Source organism: Geodermatophilus sp. SYSU D00691 (assembly GCF_054050275.1).
Genome location: NZ_JBJGYZ010000063.1, coordinates 1 through 16942 on the forward strand (window position 1 = coordinate 1; position 16942 = coordinate 16942).

Below are 16942 nucleotides of genomic sequence, written 5' to 3' on the forward strand. Positions count from 1 at the left end.
GAAAGCGGAACCGCTTTCGGCGCGGAAAGCGGGTCAGGGGGTGGCCAGCCAGAGCATCTGCACCCAGGTGCTGCGCAGGTTGCACTGCCCGACCAGCAGCGCCCCCTGCGCCGCCGGCACGATCGCCCGCACGTCCGGCCCGCCGGCGCAGCCGACGTCCAGCGGGCCCCGCTCCTCACCGGTGCGCAGGTCGACCGCGCGGGCGCCCACCGGGTCCGGCAGCAGCGCCCACACCTGCGCCGCCTCCACCGTCATCGTGTAGTCGAAGACGCGGTCGGGCAGCTGCACCAGCACCGGCCCGGCGCCGCCGCCGTCCGGCACCGCCAGCACCCAGGCGCCGTCCTGCACGTCGACGGTGAGGAACACCGTCCCGTCGGGCGTCGCCGCCACCGCCTGCGTCTCGGCGCCCTCGGCCAGGCTGGTCACCCGCACCGGCTCCCCGGCCGGCACGAGGCCGGCGTCGTAGGCCAGCAGGGTCGGGATGCGCCGCTCCGGGACGTCGGTCGGCGAGGCGTCGAAGACCAGCGTCGCGCCCCCGCCCGGCCGGGCGACCAACGCCGCCAGCTGCCGGCCGACCCCGAACGCCGACACCGCCCCGACGTCACCGGTGACGTCGCGCTCGGCGAGCACCCGGCCGCTGGCGGCGTCGACGGCGAACAGCGTCTCGCGGGTGCCGGCGTCGTCCCCGGCCGTGACGACCAGGTGCAGCACCCGCCCGTCGGGCGACAGGGCCGAGCGGGCGTCGGCCTCCAGCCCGGCCCCGACCAGCAGCGGCCAGGTGCGCACCGCTCCGGTCACCGGGTCGACCACCTGGTAGCCGACGTCGGACGACGGCAGCCGCCCCGCCACCGCCACCGCGCCGTCCGGCAGCACGTGCAGCGCGACGACGTTGGCGACCCGCGGGAACGGCACCGCGGGACCGACGGCGAGCCCCTCCCCGGACGGCGCGACCGTCACCAGCCGCTGCTCCTCCTCCGACTCCTCGGTGAGCACGACGTACGCGCCGCCGTCGGCGCGGGCGACCGCGGCCTCGGCCTTCCAGAACGGCCCCGGCGCGGCGGGGGAGAGGTCGACCGCGGCGCGCACCGTGGTCAGCGGCCCGGCGCTCGGCGGCGCGTCGGTCGGTGGGCCGGCGTACCCGGGCAGGTCGGTCGTGGCGTCGGTCGGCCGGGCCGGCAGCGCCTGCGTCGAGGTCAGCGGGGACGGCGTCGGCTCGGGCGTCCGCTCGGTGCCGACGGTGCAGCCGGCCAGGAGCGCGGTCACCAGCGCGGCCGCCGCCGTCCCCGGCGGCCACGCCCGGGTCACGGCCCGGCCAGCCAGAGCATCGCCGTCCGCTGGCCGGGGGGACCGCACTCGCCGATCAGCACCGCGCCCGTCGGGGCCGCCACCAGGTCGCGCACGTGCACGCCGGCGGCGCAGCCGACGTCGAGCGGCCCGCGCACCTCCCCGGTGCGCAGGTCGACGGCGCGGGCGCCCTCGAGCGCGGGCAGCAGCGCCCACTCCTGCGCCGGCTCGACCACCAGCGCGTAGTCGTGGGTGCGGTCGGGCAGCACGGCGAGCACCGGGCCGGCGCCGCCGCCGTCGGGCACCGCCAGCACCCAGACGTCGTCGCGGACCTCCACCACCACGAAGACCGTGCCGTCGGCGCCGGCGGTCACCGCCTGCGTCTCGGCCCCCTCGTCGAGGTGCGTCAGGCGCACCGGCGGACCGTCCGGCGCCAGGCCGGCGTCGAAGGGCAGCAGGGTCGGGATGCGCTCCAGCCGGCTCGCGTCCGGCGAGGCGTCGAACACCAGCGTGACCCCGCCGCCCGGGCGCGCGACCAGGCCGACGACCTCGAACGCGGCGGGGGCGACCGACACCTGCGCCACCTCGTCGGTCAGCGCGTGCCGGGCGGACACCTCGCCGGAGCCGAGGTCGACCGCGACCAGCTGGTCGGGGAAGCCCTCGCGGCCCGACGGGGTGGTGTAGACGAACAGCCTGCCGCCGTCGGCCGACAGCGCCGAGCGGGCGAAGGACGGGACGTCGTCGTCGGCCGGGACGACGACGGTCGACCGGCCCTGCCCGGTCGCGGGGTCCACCACGGCCACCCCGTACCCGCCGCGGCCGTCGGCGACCGGCGCCACCTCGCCCACCACCGCAGCACGGCCGTCGGGCAGCACGTGCAGCTCGGTGACCCGGGTGAACTGCGCCAGCCGGACCGCTCCGGTGACCGCCCAGCCCCCGTCCACCGGCGCGACCGTGGCCAGCCGGGGGCCCGACAGGTCGGCCGGCCGCAGCAGCACCAGGACCCGCCCGTCGGCCGTCGCGGCCGCGTCCTCGGGCTCGGCGAAGACGGTGGCGGTGGCCGGGGTGAGGTCGACCGCCGCCCGCAGCGTGGTGAGCGGGCCGGCGCTCGCCACCCCGGCCGGCGGGCCGCCGTAGGCGGGCAGGTCGGTGGTGGCCTCGGTCTCCAGCGCCGGCCGCGGTGAAGGGCCGCCGGCCGTCGGTCCCGGCTCGGGGGCCGCACGCTCGACGGGCGCGGGGCAGCCGGTCAGCGCGGCCAGGCCGACGCCGGCGAGCGCGACCAGAGCACCCCGTCGTGCGGTCACGCACAAGGTCTAGCACCGCCGGGTGAACACGGCTCAGGTCCCGACCAGCCAGAGCGCGGGGCGGCCCGCGGCGCAGCGGCCGAGCAGCAGCGCCAGCGTCGGGCCCGCGCCGGGCACCACGCGCGCGACCGGCTCCACGGCGGCGCACCCCACGTCGAGCACCCCGGCCGCGCCGGTGGCCAGGTCGATGCCGCGGGCACCCGCCGGCCCGGGCAGCACCGCCAGCCGGCCGGCCGGGTCGACGGCCAGCGAGTCGTCGAACGCGTGCCCGCCGATCCCCACGACCTGGGTTCTGGAGCCCCGCACGGCGACGAGCAGGTTGCCGCTGCGCGGCTGCACGGTCAGGTACAGCATGCCGTCGGGACCGGCGGCCGCCGCCTGCACGTCGCCGCCCTCGCCGCCGACGTCGAGCCGGCGAGGATCGCCGAGCGGCTCGAGCGCGGCGTCGTAGGAGAGCAGGCCGGGCACCGGCCCGTCGGGCACCGCGGTGGGCACCCAGGAGTCGAACACCAGGGTCACGCCGCCGTCCGGGCGCGGCAGCAGCCCGCCGGAGTGGGTGGCGACCGGGAACCCGGAGATCTCCCGGACCTCCTCGAACAGGTCGCGGCCACCGAGGAACGCGCCGCTGCGGGGGTCGACCGCCACCAGCAGGTCGAGGGTGCGGGCCTCGACGGCGAGGGCGACGAACAGGAACAGCGTGGACCCGTCGGCGGACAGGGCCGAGCGGCCGAAGGAGAACACGGTCCCGTCCTCGTACGGGACGGCGACGACGGTGCGCGCCGCCCCGCTGACCGGGTCGACGGCGACGAACCCGTACTCCCGGCCCGGTCGCGGCAACTGCCCGCTGACCAGCACCTCCCCGCCGGCCAGCAGGTGCACCCCGAACACCTGCGCCAGCGGCGGCACCGGCACCGACCGGACCACCGCACCGGCGCCGTCGACGGTGACCAGGGCGAGCGGGCCCTCCCCGCCGGCCGGGGCGAGGACGACGTGCGCGCCGCCGTCGGCGGTGGCCACGGCGCCCGTGGCGGCCAGCGCCGACGGCCCGCCGGTGCCGGGGGAGAGGTCGACGGCGGCGCGGACGACGAGCCGGGGCCCGCCCTCGGCCGGGGGCTGCGGCGGGCGGGTCGTGACCGGTGCCGCCGGTGAGGGGACGGCCACCGGCGGGTCGCCGACCGTGCAGCCGCACAGCGCGAGCAGCGCGGCGGCGCTCGCCGTCGCCAGGCGCCGGTGCCCGGTCATGCTCCGAGGGTCGCACCAGGTGACCCGGGTCACGCTCCCGTAACTCCTCCGACGTCCTCGCGGGGCGCCTGACGGTGCCCCGGCGGCCGGTCTGACAGGGTCCCGGGACCCCGCGACGGGGGACACGGACCGAGGAGGCCCGCATGTCGTGCTCGCACTGCAACGCCCACGTACAGCCCGCCGTCGACGCGCGCAGCCGCTTCTGCGTCGGCTGCGGCCGCCGGCTCCCGCCGACCGCCCTGCTGCGGCTGCAGCGGAGCCGCTCGAGCGCAGAACCCGCGCTCGAGCGGCTCCGGTAGGCGGTCAGACCAGCGCCGGCTCCCTGCGCTCGGGCCGCGGCGCCGGCTCGTCGGACTCCCGGATGCCGTAGCGGGAGTAGAGCCGGCGCAGCGGGCCGGGGGCCCACCAGTTGGCGTCGCCGAGTAGCCGCATCGTCGCCGGCACCAGCAGCGTCCGGACGATCGTCGCGTCCACCACGATCGCGATGAGCATCGCGACCCCGATCATCTTGATGAAGGTGATCCCCGACAGCGAGAACGCCGCGATCACCACGATCAGCAGCAGCGCCGCGCTGGTGATGATGCCGCCGGTCCGCTGCAGCCCGGTGGCGACCGCCTTGGTGTTGTCGCCGGTCAGGTCGTACTGCTCGCGGATCCGCGACATCAGGAACACCTCGTAGTCCATCGAGAGCCCGAAGACGATCGCCAGCACGAGGATCGGCTGGGTCGCCTCGAGGAACCCGGTGGGCTCGAAGTCGAGCAGCCCGGACAGGTGGCCGTCCTGGAAGATCCAGACCAGCGCGCCGAAGGAGGCGCCCAGGGACAGCACGTTCATGACCACGGCCTTGAGCGGCAGCACGACCGAGCCGAAGGCCAGGAAGAGCAGCACGAACGTGGTCGCCACGACCAGCAGCGCCATCCACGGCAGCAGCGAGCCGAGGCTGTCGAGCAGGTCGGTGAGCACCGCGCTCTCCCCGCCCACCAGCGCCGTCCCGCCCTCGGGTGCCGGCACGTCGCGGATCTCGCCGACCAGCGCCCGCGCGTCGGCGTCCACCGGGTCGCCGTCGTAGGCGACCGCGACGCGCGCGGTGTCGCCGGCGGCGGCGGTCACGGTGGCGCCGTCCACCCCCGGGACGGCGGCGACGTCGTCGACGTAGGCCTGCAGCGCCTGCCCGCCGGCGGGCGAGTCGACGGCCTCGGGCAGGCCGACGACGATCTCGATCGGGCCGTCGGCGGCCTGCGGGAAGTCGCGCTCGATCGCCTCGGCGACCACGCGGCTCTCCGTGCCGGCCGGCAGGACGCGCTCGTCGATGCCGCCGAACTGGACGTTCAGGAACGGCAGGGCGAGCCCGATCAGCACCGCGGTGACGGCGACGGTGATGGCCAGCGGCCGGCGCATCACCGCGCGGGCGATCCGGTACCAGGCGCCGTGCTCCTCGGCGACCACCGGCGCGGGACGGCCGCGGCGGAACAGCCGGCGCACCGAGAGCGCGTCGACCTTGGGGCCGAGCATGCCGAGCAGCGCCGGCAGCAGGGTCAGGGCCGCCAGCATCGCGATGAGCACCGCGCTCATGCCGCCGAAGCCCATCGAGCGCAGGAACACCTGCGGGAAGATCAGCAGCCCGGCCAGCGAGATGGCGACGGTGAGCGCCGAGACCGCGACCGTGCGCCCGGCGGTGGCCATCGTGCGGGCCAGCGCCTCCTCGGTGGTCGGCTGGCGGCGGATCTCCTCGCGGAACCGGCTGACCATGAACAGGCCGTAGTCGATGGCCAGGCCCAGCCCCATGATCGTGACGACGTTGACCGCGAACACCGAGACGTCGGTGAAGCTCGTGAAGGCGCGCAGCGCCGCGAACGAGCCGAGGATCGCCGCGCCGCCGATGGCCAGCGGGAGGCTGGCCGCGGCGAGGCTGCCGAAGATGACGACGAGCAGCACCAGCAGGACCGGCATCGAGATCGACTCGGCCCGCGCGATGTCGGCGCTGACCCGCTCGTTGATGTCCTCCTGCACCACCGCGTTCCCCCCCACCCGGGTGGTCAGGCCGGGGGCGTCGAGCTCGTCGCGCACCTCGGCCACGTCGGCGTCGTCGGTCAGCGTGAGGACGGCGTAGGTGGCGTGCCGGTCGTCGCTGACCAGGGGCGGCGCCTGGGTGTCGAACCAGGTGGTGACCCGCTCGACCTCGGCGACGGGCAGGGCGGCCAGCGTCGAGGTCACCGCGTCGCGGAAGGCCGGGTCGTCGACGGTCAGGTCGTCGCTGGAGTACAGGACGACGACGTCGGCGGCGTCGCGGCCGAGCTCGGCGGCGGCCACCTCGGCGGCCCGGGAGCTCTCGCTGTCGGGGTCCTCGAAGCCGGCGCCGGTCAGGGAGCCGAAGACACCGGTGCCCCACACCCCGGCGAACGCGACGAGGGCGAGCGCGACCGCCACGACCCACCGCCGCCACCGGTACATCACTCGCCCGAGTGCCTCGAACATCACGTCTCCCGTGTTAGTGTCGATCACGTTGGTGAACGGTGTTAGCGAACGGCGCTAACTCTGCATACACCGTTTACAGCTGTCAACAGGGTGAGCAGGAGTCATGACAGATGTCCCGGCGGAGCCGCTGAGCCGGCGCGACCGACTCCGCGCCGACACGCTCCGCGAGATCCGGCAGACCGCCCGGCGCGTGCTCGTCGAGCACGGCGGCGAGGGGTTCGCGCTGCGGGCGATCGCCCGCGAGATGGGCATGACAGCGCCCGCGCTCTACCGGTACTTCGCCAGCCGCGAGGACCTCGTCGAGCACGTCGTCGCCGACCTCTACGAGGAGCTCGTCGCCGAGCTGGAGGCGGCCCGCGACGCGGCCGACCCCGCCACCGCGCCGGTCCAGCTGCTCGCCTGCGCCCGCGCGTTCCGCCGGTGGGCCATCGGCCACCAGCAGGAGTTCGGCCTGCTGTTCGGCGCGGCCGGCGACGGCGTGGTGCCGGACGGCGACAAGCTGCACGCCGACCCCGACAGCCCCGCGCACGCCGCGGCGCAGCGCTTCGGCACCGTGTTCGCCACGCTGGTCGCGCAGGTGTACCTCGCCCGGCCGTTCCCCGTGCCCGCCGACGACGAGATCCCCCCGGCGCTCGCCGAGCAGCTGCGGCTCTGGATGTGCGAGTTCCCGGTGGAGCTGCCCCTCGGCGTGGTGCGGATCTTCCTGACCTGCTGGGTCCGCCTCTACGGGCTGGTCGCCATGGAGATCTTCGGCCACCTCAAGTTCGCCCTGGACGACGCGGAGGCCTTCTTCGAGTCGGAGATGCACGGGGTGGCCGAGATGCTCGGGATCGCCGACGCGTACGCCACACTCCGGCGGGCGTGAGGCGGCTCACTGCTAGCAATCCGCTTGCAAGAGTTAGCGCCCGCACGGGGCGGGGCAGAACCCGGGAGCAAGGTCTTCCCCCAGCGGTCTGGAGTTCCCCGTGACGACCGAGAACAACAAGATCATCAACCAGCTGCGCGCGCTCGTGCTGCTGACGCAGACCGAGGAGCAGATCGCCCGCACCCGCGTGGCCCAGGCGCGCACCGACGCCGTCCGCCGCGAGCTGACGCAGAACGCCGACCACGCCGCGGAGCGCACGCAGGCCATCACCGAGCAGCTGCGCGCCCTCGGCGGCGTGCCGGACGTCGTGACGCCCGCCGTCGGCCGCCTGACCGCGGTGCTCAAGGCGACGTTCGAGCAGGCCGAGCCGCTCGAGGAGGCGCTGCTGCAGGACCTGCAGCTCGAGCACCAGCTGCTCGACCGCGCCACGTACCTCAAGGTGCTGGCCCAGCAGGCCGGGCTGCCGGCGGTCGAGCAGCTCGCGGAGCGCCTGGTCGCCGCGCACGAGGCCACCGTCGAGTGGCTGACCGTGGTGCTGGCCGAGGAGGCGCTCGGTGGTCCGGCCGCCCTGCAGCCGACGCCGTTCCAGCGGGTCGCGGGCAGCGTCGCGCACGCCGCGGTCACGCCGTACCGCTTCGTGGCCAACCAGGTCAACGAGACCCTCGACAGCCTGACCCAGGGCCGCCGGCAGGCCGAGGCGCGCCTGGGCGAGGTCGCCGGCCGCGCCGGCCAGCTGACCTCCGCCGTCCGGGAGTCCCTCGCCGCCGGGCGCTCGGCCTCGCTGCGCCGGGCCGAGCGGATCGCCCGCCGCGAGGACCGGCCGGAGCAGGCGGAGGCGGTGCACGCCGTCCGCGAGGAGCTCGGCGACGTCTCGGCCTCGGAACTGCCGATCAAGGGCTTCGACGAGCTGTCCAACGACGACGCCATCACCGCGATCCGGGAGCTCTCCACGGCCCACGACCTCCAGGTCGTCATCCGGTACGAGGAGGCGCACAAGAACCGCCCGCAGATCGCCGACGTCGCGCAGACGCGCCTGGCCGCGCTGGCCAAGGAGGCGGTCGGCGTCGACAGCTGACGCCGTCCGCGCGTGCTCGAGGGCCCGCACCCCGTCCGGGGTGCGGGCCCTCTCGCGTTGCTGAACTGCCGGGACCGGGGTGCGGCGAGCCGGGGCGGCAGGGGAGGGTGGAGCCCATGCACATCACGCCCGAGGCCCTCGAGCACGAGTTCTCCCTGACCACCGCCGCGACCCGCCTGGACTTCCTCAGCCGCCGCGACACCGGCGGCCCGCTGCTCAACTCCGTCGCGCAGGTGGACGAGGACGACTGGAGCTCGATCGCGCACGCGGAGACCTCGCTCGACGTCCACGAGTCGCTGGAGCTGCTCGCCCTCGGCGAGGTGGTCAGCCGCAAGGCGCACGACAGCCGGCTGACCGGGATGCGGGCGGCGCTGCGGGGCGGCGCGGACTGGGAGCAGATCGCCGGGGCGCTCGGCGTCGGCCCGGCGGAGGCGTGGGACACCTTCCAGGAGCTGACCGCGAACGAGCTCGACGCCGACGACGCCGCGGCCGCCCGCGAGCTCGCCGGCACCCGCCCGGCATGATCACCGCTTTCGGCGCCGAAAGCAGAACCGCTTTCGGCGCCGAAAGCGGGAGTGATCAGGAGACCTGGACGCCCTTCCAGAAGGCGACGCGGCCGGTGATCTCCTTCGCGGCGTCCTTGGGCTGCGGGTAGTACCAGGCCGCGTCGCGGTTCACCCGTCCGTCGACCTCGAGGCTGAAGTACGAGGCGGTGCCCTTCCACGGGCAGACGGAGTGCGTCTCGGAGGGGCGCAGGACGTCCTCGCGCACCGACTCGCGCGGGAAGTAGGCGTTGCCCTCGACGGTGACGATGTCGTCGGACTCGGCGATGACGGTGCCGTTCCAGGTCGCAGTGGCCATGTCCCCGACAAGTGCCCTGCGTCACCCGCTATTCCCGCAGGTCGTCGGTGCAGCCGCTGCACCCACTCGCTACAGCGGCTGCACCTCCCAGCGTGCGGTCGCGGTCGCGTGCGCCGGCTCGCGGGCGCTGGCGACCCGCAGCTGCGTGGCGCCGTCCGCCCCGGGCTCGGCCACCGCGGCCAGCGGTTCCCCGGCGAAGGCGGGCGCCCGCAGGCGGTACTCGAGCGAGGACGGCGGCCCGGCGGGGGAGCGGCGCAGCAGCTCGGCCATGTGCAGCACCAGCAGCGGCCCGTGGACGACGAGGCCCGCGTAGTGCTCGACCTCGACCGCGTAGGGCGCGTCGTAGTGGATGCGGTGCTGGTTGCCGGTGAGCGCGCTCATGCGGAACAGCAGCGGCGGGTCGGTGCGCAGCGGCAGCACGTCGCCGTCCACGTCGGGCTCGGCGGTGGCCAGGACCGTGCCCCGGGCGTCGGCGGAGCCCGGCCCGCTGCGGTAGACGACGTCGGCGTCCTCGACGACGCAGAGCCGGCCGCCCTGCCGCAGCTCGCTGCGCACCGTGACGAACAGCAGGTCGCCCGAGCGGCCGCGCTTCGGCGTCGCGGCCAGCAGCTGCCGGTGCCGCACCGTCGGCTCGCCGTAGCGCAGCGGCGACGCCTGCCGCACCGCGCCGCCGGCGACCATGCGGCGCCGGTCGGCCAGCGGGGGCAGGTAGGTGCCGTCGGCGACGTGCCCGTCGGCGCCGACCCGCCACTGCGCGGTCCACTCGAGGAAGTGGAACCAGTGCCACAGCGGCGGCACCAGGTCGCCGGGCGCGGGCTGGTCCCAGGTGCCGGCGACCGCGGCGCCCACCGCGGGGTCGAGCACCTGCTCGTCCTCGGTCGGCTCCGGCCGCCACGTGCGCGCCACCTCGGCGAGGTCCATGCGCCGCCTCCCGTCGTCGTGGGCTTCGATGATCGTGACGGCACCGACGAGGAGGAGCACCGATGGGGTCCCTGGACGCGCTCGGCGACGACGAGCGGGAGATCGTGCGCACCGTCGCGGCCTTCGTGGACCGGGAGGTGCGGCCGGTCGCGCGGGAGCTCGAGCACGCCGACACCTACCCGGAGGCGCTGATCGGCACGATGAAGGCGCTGGGCATCTACGGGCTGCTGGTGCCCGAGGAGCACGGCGGCACCCAGGTGAGCATGCAGTGCTTCGTCCTGGTGACCGAGGAGCTCGCCCGCGGGTGGATGAGCCTGGCCGGCGCGATGGGCGGGCACTCCGTCGTCTGCACGCTGCTGACGCTGTTCGGCACCGACGAGCAGAAGCAGGCCTGGCTGCCCCGGCTGGCCACCGGCGAGGTGCGCGCCACGATGGCGCTCACCGAGCCGCAGGGCGGCTCGGACCTGCAGGCGATCACCACCACGGCCCGCGCGACCGACGGCGGCTACGTCGTCGACGGCGCCAAGACCTGGATCAGCAACGCCCGCCGGGCCGGGCTCACCGCGCTGCTCTGCGTCACCGATCCTGCCGCCCGGCCGCGGTCGCGCGGGATCTCCGTGCTCCTCGTCGAACCGGGCCCCGGCATGGAGGTCAGCCGCGACCTGCCCAAGCTCGGCTACAAGGGCGTGGAGAGCTGCGAGGTGCGCTTCGACGGCTACCGGGCCGCACCGGGCAGCGTGCTCGGCGGCGTCCCCGGCCACGGGTTCGCCCAGATGATGAAGGGCCTGGAGACCGGGCGGCTGCAGGTCGCGGCCCGTGCGCTCGGCGTCGGGCGCGCCGCGTTCGAGGACGCGCTCGCCTACGCCCGCGAGCGGGAGTCCTTCGGCAAGCCGATCTGGCAGCACCAGGCGGTCGGCAACCACCTCGCCGACATGGCCACCGGCCTGGAGGCCGCCCGCCAGCTCACGCTGCACGCCGCGCGCGAGTTCGACGCCGGCCGCCGGGTCGACATGGAGGCCGGCATGGCGAAGCTGTTCGCCTCCGAGACGGCGATGCGGATCGCGCTCGACGCCGTCCGGGTGCACGGCGGCTACGGCTACTCCACCGAGTACGACGTCGAGCGCTACTTCCGCGACGCGCCGCTGATGATCGTCGGCGAGGGCACCAACGAGATCCAGCGCACCGTCATCGTCCGCCAGCTGGTCGCCCGCGCGGGCGGCGGGCCGGGTTGAGCCGCGCGGGCGCCCCTGGAACCGGGCCGCGCCGCGGCTCCAGGGGCGGCGGACCGGGTCGACCCGGACGGCGTCAGGCCGAGCGGGTCCCCGGCACGGCGCGGACGTCGACCGGCGCGTCGGGCCCGTCGGCACCGAGCCGGCGCTCGAAGCCCGGGGGCAGCACGAGGTCGTCGCGGGAGAGCTGGTCGGCCGAGTCGCGGCCGAGGCCGACCATCGCCGCGCCCAGGCCGTCGCGCAGCAGGTCGAGCACGTTCTCCACGCCCGCCTGCCCGTTGGCGGCCAGCCCCCACAGGTAGGCGCGGCCGATCATCACCGCCCTGGCCCCCAGCGCCAGGGCCTTGGCGACGTCGGCGCCGCGGCGGATGCCGCCGTCGAGCAGCACCTCCACCGAGTCGCCGACGGCCTCGGCGATCGCCGGCAGCGCCCGGATCGAGGCCGGGGTGCCGTCGAGGTTGTTGCCGCCGTGGTTGGACACCGAGATCGCGGTGACGCCGGCGTCGACCGCCCGCTTGGCGTCGTCCACGCGCATGACGCCCTTGAGCATGAACGGCTCGTCCCACTGCTCCCGCAGCCAGGCGACGTCGTCCCAGGTGGGCATCGGGGACTGCATCCACTGCCCGTAGGCGCCGAAGAACGTCGGCGCCGGGTCGCCCGGGTCGGCGACCATGTTCGGCACGGTCAGGTCGGGCAGCTTCATCGTGCGGGCGAAGTCGAGCAGCCAGCGCGGCTTGAGCGCGACCTGCGGCGCGTAGCGGCGGACCGCCTCGAGGTCGATCTTCTCGGGGATGAACGGGCTGCCCCAGTCGCGCCCGTAGGAGAACGACCAGTCCAGGGTGGCGATCAGCCCGGCGGCGCCGGCCCGGCGGGCGCGGTCGACGCGGGCGGCCATCTCCTCGCGGGTGCCGATCCAGTACAGCTGGAAGAAGGTCTTCGGGTTGGCCGCGATGACCTCCTCCATGGGCTTGCTGGCCATCGACGACAGCCCCATGGCGGTGCCGCGGGCGGCGGCGGCGCGGGCGACGGCGACCTCGCCGTCGGGGTGCACGGCCTGCACGCCGGTGGGGCTGATCAGCACCGGCAGGGAGATCTCCTGGCCCATCACCGTCGTGGCCATCCGCTTGGCGTTGGCCAGGCCGGCGGTGTGCGGGGCGAACCCGATCTCGTCGAACGCGGCGAGGTTGTCCGCCGCGGTCAGGCCCTTCTCCGACCCGGCGACCAGCGCGCCGTAGACGCCCTTGGGCAGCCGGCGCCTGGCCCGCCGCTGCGCCTCGGCCACCGTCTCGAACCAGGCGTTCGCCATCGACCGCTCCGTTCCTCCCGGGGGCCGCGCCCCGCGTGCTGGTGTGCCGGCCGTCACGGCGTGGCACTCGGTGCCACCGTAGCCGGTGGCACCGGGTGCCACGCGCTCACCCGAAGTAGCGCCGCGGGTTCTCGACCAGCATCTGCGTGATCTGCGCCTCGGTCACCCCGCGCTCGCGGAGCATCGGCAGCACGTCCTTGCTGATGTGCGTGTAGTTCCAGTTCGGGGCGATCTGCTGCAACGCCGCCCGGGCGTCCTTGCCCGGGAAGTAGTCGATGAAGCAGCTCGCGTCGTGGGCGAGCACCATCCGGTCGGCGTAGCCACGGCCGGCGAGGGTGGCGATCGTGTCGACGCGGTCCGCCGTGGGGTTGTAGATGTCCAGCCCGAAGCGGTCCATGCCGAGCAGGCAGCCGGCGTCGGCGAGCTCGGACAGGTAGTCCAGGTCGTTGCTGTCGCCGGCGTGGCCGATGACCACCTTGGTCAGGTCGACGCCCTCGTCGCGGAAGACCTGCAGCGCGAGGCGGCCGGCCGCGGTGTGCGACGAGGTGTGCACGGTGATCGGGGCACCGGTCTCGCGGTGGGCCGCCGCGCAGGCGCGCACGTTCCGCTCGACCCCGGGGGTGAGGCCCTTGGCCTCGACCACGCACTTGAGGAAGGCGGCCTTGACGCCGGTCTCGGCGATGCCGTCGCGGATGTCGCCGACGAAGTCGTCGACCATGGGGTCGCGGGGCAGGTCGAGCAGCAGACCCGGGCCGCGGTGCTCGTACTGGTGCGGGATCTCGTCGTAGGTGTAGAGCCCGGTGGCCACGATGATGTTGATGTCGGTCTGCTCGGCCACGCGCTGCACCCGGGGGATGTAGCGGCCGAGCCCCCACACCGTCGGGTCGACGATGGTGTCGATGCCGAGCGCCTTCAGCTCGTCCAGCTTCTGCACCGCGTCGGCGACCCGTTCCTCCTCGTCCCACCAGTCGCCGGCGCCGTAGTTCTGCACGTGCTCGGTGGACAGCACGAAGACGTGCTCGTGCATGAGCGTGGCGCCGAGCTCGGCGGTGTCGACGGGGCCACGGACGGTCTCGACGGTGGGCAACGCTGCTCCTCCTGCGGTGGGTGCGTGGTCAGCCGACCGGCTGCCAGTCGGTCTGCTCGCGCAGCGCCGGTTTGAGCACCTTGCCCGCGGGGTTGCGGGGCAGCGGCTCGCGGCGCACGGCGACGTACTGGGGGACCTTGAAGTCGGCCAGCCGCTCGGCGGCGAAGGCCAGCAGCTCCGCCGGGTCCAGGTCGGCGCCGGGCAGGGGGACGACGACGGCGCCGACCTTCTCGCCCATCATCGGGTCGCGGACGCCGACCACCGCGATCTCGCCGACGGCGGGGTGCGCGGCGAGCGCGTTCTCCACCTCGACCGAGTACACGTTCTCGCCGCCGCGGTTGATCATGTCCTTCTTCCGGTCGACGACGTACACGAGGCCCTCGTCGTCGATCCGGGCCAGGTCACCGCTGTGCAGCCACCCGTCGACGAAGGTCTCGCGGGTCTGCTGCTCCTTCTGCCAGTAGCCGGCGACCACGTTCGGCCCGCGGATCAGCAGCTCGCCGACGCCCGTCCGCGGGTCGGGGTCGGCCAGCCGGAGGTCGACCACGGGCGCCGGGAAGCCGACGGAGTCGGCGTGCTCGGCGGCGTACTCGTCGGGCAGGTAGGTCGACACCGACGAGGTCTCGGTCAGCCCGAAGCCGTTGCCGACCCGGGCGGTGGGGAAGGCCTCCTTGATCCGGTGCACCAGGTCGGGCGCGATCGGCGCGCCGCCGTAGCTCAGCGCCCGCACCGCGGAGGTGTCGATCTCGGCGAACCCGGGCTGCTGCAGGGCCAGCCAGTAGATGGCCGGCACGGTGGTGAGGACGTCGACCCGCTCGTCCTGGATCGCCCGCAGGAACGCGGACACCTCGAAGACCGGCATGATCACCGACCGCCCGGCCACCGCGGTGACGACCAGCAGCTGGGAGTTGCAGCCGGTGACGTGGAACAGCGGCACCGAGATCAGCGTGGTCAGCGGCTCGTCCCGGCCCAGCGAGAGGCAGCGCAGGCAGGTCTCGACGTTGGACAGGAAGTTCTCGTGGGTGGTCAGCGCCCCCTTGGGGAAGCCGGTCGTCCCGCTCGTGTAGAAGATCCCGGCCAGGTCGGTGTGGCCCTGGTCGGTGACCGCGAGCGGCTCGCCGTCGGGCAGGGCGGCGCCGGGCTCCACGACGTAGGCGGCGCCGGAGTCCTCCACGACGTAGCGCACCTCGGGCTCGGCGAACCGGGTGTTCACCGGGACGACGACGGCGCCGGCGAGCAGCGTCCCCCAGAACGCGAACACCCAGTCGTTGCCGTTGCCGAGCCGGTTGGCGACCCGGTCTCCCGGCTGCACCCCGGCGGCGCGCAGACCGCCGGCCACCCGGGTCGCGCGGTCCCACAGCTGCCGGTAGGTGACCCGCTCGCCGCCCAGTTCGACCAGCGCCTCGGCGTCGGGGTGCGCGTCGACCGCGGCCCGCAGCAGGGAGAGCGGGTTCTGCGGGAGGCCGGTGTAGCGCCGGATCCCGTCCGGGCCGACCTCGGTGCCGCTGCGGTCGAACGGGTACGGCATGCCGGGCCTCCTGCGGGACGTCGTCGTCCGGGACGCGGCGAGTCTGTCGGTGGCCGGGTCCGGTGTCCACCGCGACTGGACGGGACGTTCCTGGGCATGTCCTCCGCGTCCGCGCGAGCCCAGCCGGACCGGTACAGCCCAGGAGCCGCTTCCCATGACCTCCGATCCCTCCGACGCCGGCCGGCAGTCGAGCGAGACCGGCCGGCGCCGCGCCCGGTGGATCATCCCGGTGGCGTTCGTCGTCGCGATCCTGCTGGTGATGCTGTTCATCTACCTGGTCAGCACCCTGAACCGCTGACCGCCGCGGTCAGCCGTGCAGGAGCGCGAAGGTCGCGACGGCGTGCACGATCTCGCGGCCTTCCTGCTCCACGTCGGCGTCGCAGACGGTCAGGTGCTCCCCGCGGGTGCGCACCTGCGCGGTCACGGTCAGCGGCCCCGGCTTCCCCGGCCGCAGGTAGGTGACCGTCAGCTGGCTGGTCGCCGGGACGTCGCCGTCGCCGGTCGCGGTGCGCACGGCGAGCCCCATCGCGGTGTCCACCAGCGTGGCCAGGACGCCGCCGTGCACGGTGCCGGCCGGGTTCAGGTGCTCGTCGGTGGCCTCGAACCGGACCGTCGCCCGCCCGTCCTCGGCCTGCTCGGCGCGGGCCCCGAGGGAGGCGGCGAACCCGCCGGTCGCTGCGTCGTCGCTCATCCCGGCCACCTACCCGCGAACCGGCAGGATGACCGCATGGCACCCGTCGTCGTCGCCCTCGACAAGTTCCGCGGCTCGCTGACCGCGGTCGAGGCCTGCGCCGCGGTCGTGCGCGGGCTGGCCCGTGCCGGCGTCGAGGGGGTCGCGCTGCCCGTGGCCGACGGCGGCGAGGGGACGGTGGACGCCGTCGTCAGCGCCGGCGCCACCCGCGTGGTGCGCTCGGTGACCGGCCCGGACGGTGAGCCGGTCGAGGCGGCGTTCGCCGTCGCCGGGGACCGCGCGGTGGTCGAGCTGGCGGAGGCCTCGGGGCTGCACCTGCTCGCGCGACCCCGCCCGCGCACCGCCACCACCCGCGGCACCGGCGAGCTGCTGCGCGCCGCGCTCGACTCCGGCTGCCGCACGCTGGTGCTCGGCGTCGGCGGCAGCGCCACCACCGACGGCGGCGCCGGCCTGCTGGAGGCGCTCGGCGCCCGGCTGCTCGACGCCGGGGGCCGGCCGCTACCGCCCGGGGGAGCCGCCCTGCGCGACCTGGCCCGGCTCGACCTCTCCGGCCTGGACCCGCGGCTGGCGGAGTGCACCGTCACCCTGGCCTCCGACGTCGACAACCCGCTGCTGGGCCCGCGCGGTGCGGCGGCGGTGTTCGGCCCGCAGAAGGGCGCCGACGCCGACGACGTCGCCGTCCTCGAGGCCGGGCTGGCCCGCTGGGCGGAGGCCGTGGCCGCGGCCATCGGCCGCGACCTCGCTCCGGCGGCGGGGGCGGGCGCGGCCGGCGGCACCGGGTTCGCCGCGCTGGCGGTGCTCGGCGCGCGGCCCCGGCCGGGCATCGACGTCGTCCTCGACGAGATCGGGGCCGACCGCGTGCTGGCCGGTGCCGCGCTGGTCGTGGTGGGGGAGGGGCGGCTGGACGAGCAGAGCCTGGGCGGCAAGGCGCCGGTCGGCGTCGCCCGCCGGGTGCCGCCCGGGGTGCCCGTGGTCGCGGTGTGCGGCGACTGCACCGTGCCCGCCGAGCGGCGGGGGGGGGGGGGGGGGCCGCCCGCCCCCCCCCCCGGGGGGCCCCCCCCCCCCCGCGCCGCC

General features: G+C 75.4%; 17 protein-coding genes. 7 read left to right on the top strand and 10 right to left on the bottom strand.

Translation table 11 applies throughout. The features are described 5' to 3' along the window. Positions 1-33 precede the first annotated feature (33 nt). Genes ACI797_RS27055 through ACI797_RS27065 form a run of 3 tightly spaced genes read right to left on the bottom strand, consistent with a single transcriptional unit; the run spans position 34 to position 3830 of the window. Positions 34-1305 (bottom strand): hypothetical protein, encoded by a 1272-nt coding sequence (locus tag ACI797_RS27055; RefSeq protein ID WP_456863693.1) that lies wholly within the window; start codon positions 1303-1305, stop codon positions 34-36. Further along, a complete protein-coding gene (locus ACI797_RS27060; RefSeq protein WP_456863696.1) occupies positions 1302-2588 on the bottom strand; it encodes a hypothetical protein in 1287 nt (428 codons plus the stop codon). Before ACI797_RS27060 ends, ACI797_RS27055 begins: the two co-directional genes overlap by 4 nt. Before the next feature lie 33 nt (positions 2589-2621). After that, on the bottom strand, positions 2622-3830 hold the full coding sequence (locus ACI797_RS27065; RefSeq protein ID WP_456863699.1) for a hypothetical protein: 1209 nt from the start codon (positions 3828-3830) through the stop codon (positions 2622-2624). A gap of 143 nt (positions 3831-3973) precedes the next feature. On the opposite strand from ACI797_RS27065, the gene ACI797_RS27070 reads away from it, so the two are divergent. Beyond that, positions 3974-4129 (top strand): hypothetical protein, encoded by a 156-nt coding sequence (locus tag ACI797_RS27070; protein WP_456538739.1) that lies wholly within the window; start codon positions 3974-3976, stop codon positions 4127-4129. Positions 4130-4133: 4 nt separating this feature from the next. On the opposite strand, the gene ACI797_RS27075 is transcribed toward ACI797_RS27070, so the two are convergent. Beyond that, positions 4134-6305, bottom strand: coding sequence for an MMPL family transporter (locus tag ACI797_RS27075; RefSeq protein ID WP_456863702.1), 2172 nt, complete (start codon positions 6303-6305; stop codon positions 4134-4136). Between the two features lie 103 nt (positions 6306-6408). Here ACI797_RS27075 and ACI797_RS27080 point away from each other — a divergent pair, with 103 nt between their 5' ends. The 3 genes from ACI797_RS27080 to ACI797_RS27090 all read left to right on the top strand — a co-directional run bounded on the left by ACI797_RS27080 (position 6409) and on the right by ACI797_RS27090 (position 8769). Continuing rightward, positions 6409-7170 carry a TetR/AcrR family transcriptional regulator gene (locus ACI797_RS27080; protein WP_456863705.1) on the top strand — a complete coding sequence of 254 codons (762 nt, stop codon included), beginning with the start codon at positions 6409-6411 and terminating at the stop codon, positions 7168-7170. Positions 7171-7270: 100 nt separating this feature from the next. Next, positions 7271-8245, top strand: coding sequence for a ferritin-like domain-containing protein (locus ACI797_RS27085; protein WP_456863708.1), 975 nt, complete (start codon positions 7271-7273; stop codon positions 8243-8245). Positions 8246-8361: 116 nt separating this feature from the next. Next, positions 8362-8769 (top strand): hypothetical protein, encoded by a 408-nt coding sequence (locus ACI797_RS27090; RefSeq protein ID WP_456538735.1) that lies wholly within the window; start codon positions 8362-8364, stop codon positions 8767-8769. Between the two features lie 55 nt (positions 8770-8824). Here ACI797_RS27090 and ACI797_RS27095 read toward each other — a convergent pair whose 3' ends face one another. Beyond that, complete coding sequence (locus ACI797_RS27095; protein WP_456863711.1) at positions 8825-9106, bottom strand: DUF427 domain-containing protein; 282 nt, start codon at positions 9104-9106, stop codon at positions 8825-8827. A gap of 69 nt (positions 9107-9175) precedes the next feature. Continuing rightward, positions 9176-10087 (bottom strand): hypothetical protein, encoded by a 912-nt coding sequence (locus tag ACI797_RS27100; protein ID WP_456863714.1) that lies wholly within the window; start codon positions 10085-10087, stop codon positions 9176-9178. 2 nt (positions 10088-10089) lie between these two features. Here ACI797_RS27100 and ACI797_RS27105 point away from each other — a divergent pair, with 2 nt between their 5' ends. Beyond that, the gene (locus ACI797_RS27105) at positions 10090-11259 is read left to right on the top strand and encodes an acyl-CoA dehydrogenase family protein (protein WP_456863717.1); all 1170 of its coding nucleotides are present in this window, start codon (positions 10090-10092) and stop codon (positions 11257-11259) included. A 73-nt stretch (positions 11260-11332) separates the two neighbouring features. On the opposite strand, the gene mftD is transcribed toward ACI797_RS27105, so the two are convergent. The 3 genes from mftD to ACI797_RS27120 all read right to left on the bottom strand — a co-directional run bounded on the left by mftD (position 11333) and on the right by ACI797_RS27120 (position 15177). Further along, complete coding sequence (gene mftD / locus ACI797_RS27110; protein ID WP_456863720.1) at positions 11333-12562, bottom strand: pre-mycofactocin synthase MftD; 1230 nt, start codon at positions 12560-12562, stop codon at positions 11333-11335. A 106-nt stretch (positions 12563-12668) separates the two neighbouring features. Continuing rightward, the gene (locus ACI797_RS27115) at positions 12669-13649 is read right to left on the bottom strand and encodes a phosphotriesterase family protein (RefSeq protein WP_456863723.1); all 981 of its coding nucleotides are present in this window, start codon (positions 13647-13649) and stop codon (positions 12669-12671) included. A 28-nt stretch (positions 13650-13677) separates the two neighbouring features. Further along, the gene (locus tag ACI797_RS27120; RefSeq protein ID WP_456863726.1) at positions 13678-15177 is read right to left on the bottom strand and encodes a class I adenylate-forming enzyme family protein; all 1500 of its coding nucleotides are present in this window, start codon (positions 15175-15177) and stop codon (positions 13678-13680) included. Positions 15178-15331: 154 nt separating this feature from the next. Between ACI797_RS27120 and ACI797_RS27125 the strand changes: the two genes are divergently transcribed. Continuing rightward, the gene (locus ACI797_RS27125) at positions 15332-15475 is read left to right on the top strand and encodes a hypothetical protein (RefSeq protein WP_456538728.1); all 144 of its coding nucleotides are present in this window, start codon (positions 15332-15334) and stop codon (positions 15473-15475) included. 9 nt (positions 15476-15484) lie between these two features. Here ACI797_RS27125 and ACI797_RS27130 read toward each other — a convergent pair whose 3' ends face one another. Next, positions 15485-15868, bottom strand: a complete 384-nt coding sequence (locus ACI797_RS27130; RefSeq protein ID WP_456863729.1) for a PaaI family thioesterase — start codon at positions 15866-15868, stop codon at positions 15485-15487. A gap of 36 nt (positions 15869-15904) precedes the next feature. On the opposite strand from ACI797_RS27130, the gene ACI797_RS27135 reads away from it, so the two are divergent. Next, positions 15905-16942, top strand: a 1038-nt coding sequence (locus ACI797_RS27135; protein ID WP_456863732.1) for a glycerate kinase, incomplete at its 3' end; no start/stop codon positions are given.

What these genes read in the sequence shown, in the direction of transcription:
- ACI797_RS27065 (WP_456863699.1), bottom strand. Translation starts at nt 3,830, where the DNA reads ATGACCGGGCACCGGCGCCTGGCGACGGCGAGCGCCGCCGCGCTGCTC.
- ACI797_RS27070 (WP_456538739.1), top strand. Translation starts at nt 3,974, where the DNA reads ATGTCGTGCTCGCACTGCAACGCCCACGTACAGCCCGCCGTCGACGCG.
- ACI797_RS27075 (WP_456863702.1), bottom strand. Translation starts at nt 6,305, where the DNA reads ATGTTCGAGGCACTCGGGCGAGTGATGTACCGGTGGCGGCGGTGGGTC.
- ACI797_RS27080 (WP_456863705.1), top strand. Translation starts at nt 6,409, where the DNA reads ATGACAGATGTCCCGGCGGAGCCGCTGAGCCGGCGCGACCGACTCCGC.
- ACI797_RS27090 (WP_456538735.1), top strand. Translation starts at nt 8,362, where the DNA reads ATGCACATCACGCCCGAGGCCCTCGAGCACGAGTTCTCCCTGACCACC.
- ACI797_RS27095 (WP_456863711.1), bottom strand. Translation starts at nt 9,106, where the DNA reads ATGGCCACTGCGACCTGGAACGGCACCGTCATCGCCGAGTCCGACGAC.
- ACI797_RS27105 (WP_456863717.1), top strand. Translation starts at nt 10,090, where the DNA reads ATGGGGTCCCTGGACGCGCTCGGCGACGACGAGCGGGAGATCGTGCGC.
- mftD (WP_456863720.1), bottom strand. Translation starts at nt 12,562, where the DNA reads ATGGCGAACGCCTGGTTCGAGACGGTGGCCGAGGCGCAGCGGCGGGCC.
- ACI797_RS27120 (WP_456863726.1), bottom strand. Translation starts at nt 15,177, where the DNA reads ATGCCGTACCCGTTCGACCGCAGCGGCACCGAGGTCGGCCCGGACGGG.
- ACI797_RS27125 (WP_456538728.1), top strand. Translation starts at nt 15,332, where the DNA reads ATGACCTCCGATCCCTCCGACGCCGGCCGGCAGTCGAGCGAGACCGGC.
- ACI797_RS27130 (WP_456863729.1), bottom strand. Translation starts at nt 15,868, where the DNA reads ATGAGCGACGACGCAGCGACCGGCGGGTTCGCCGCCTCCCTCGGGGCC.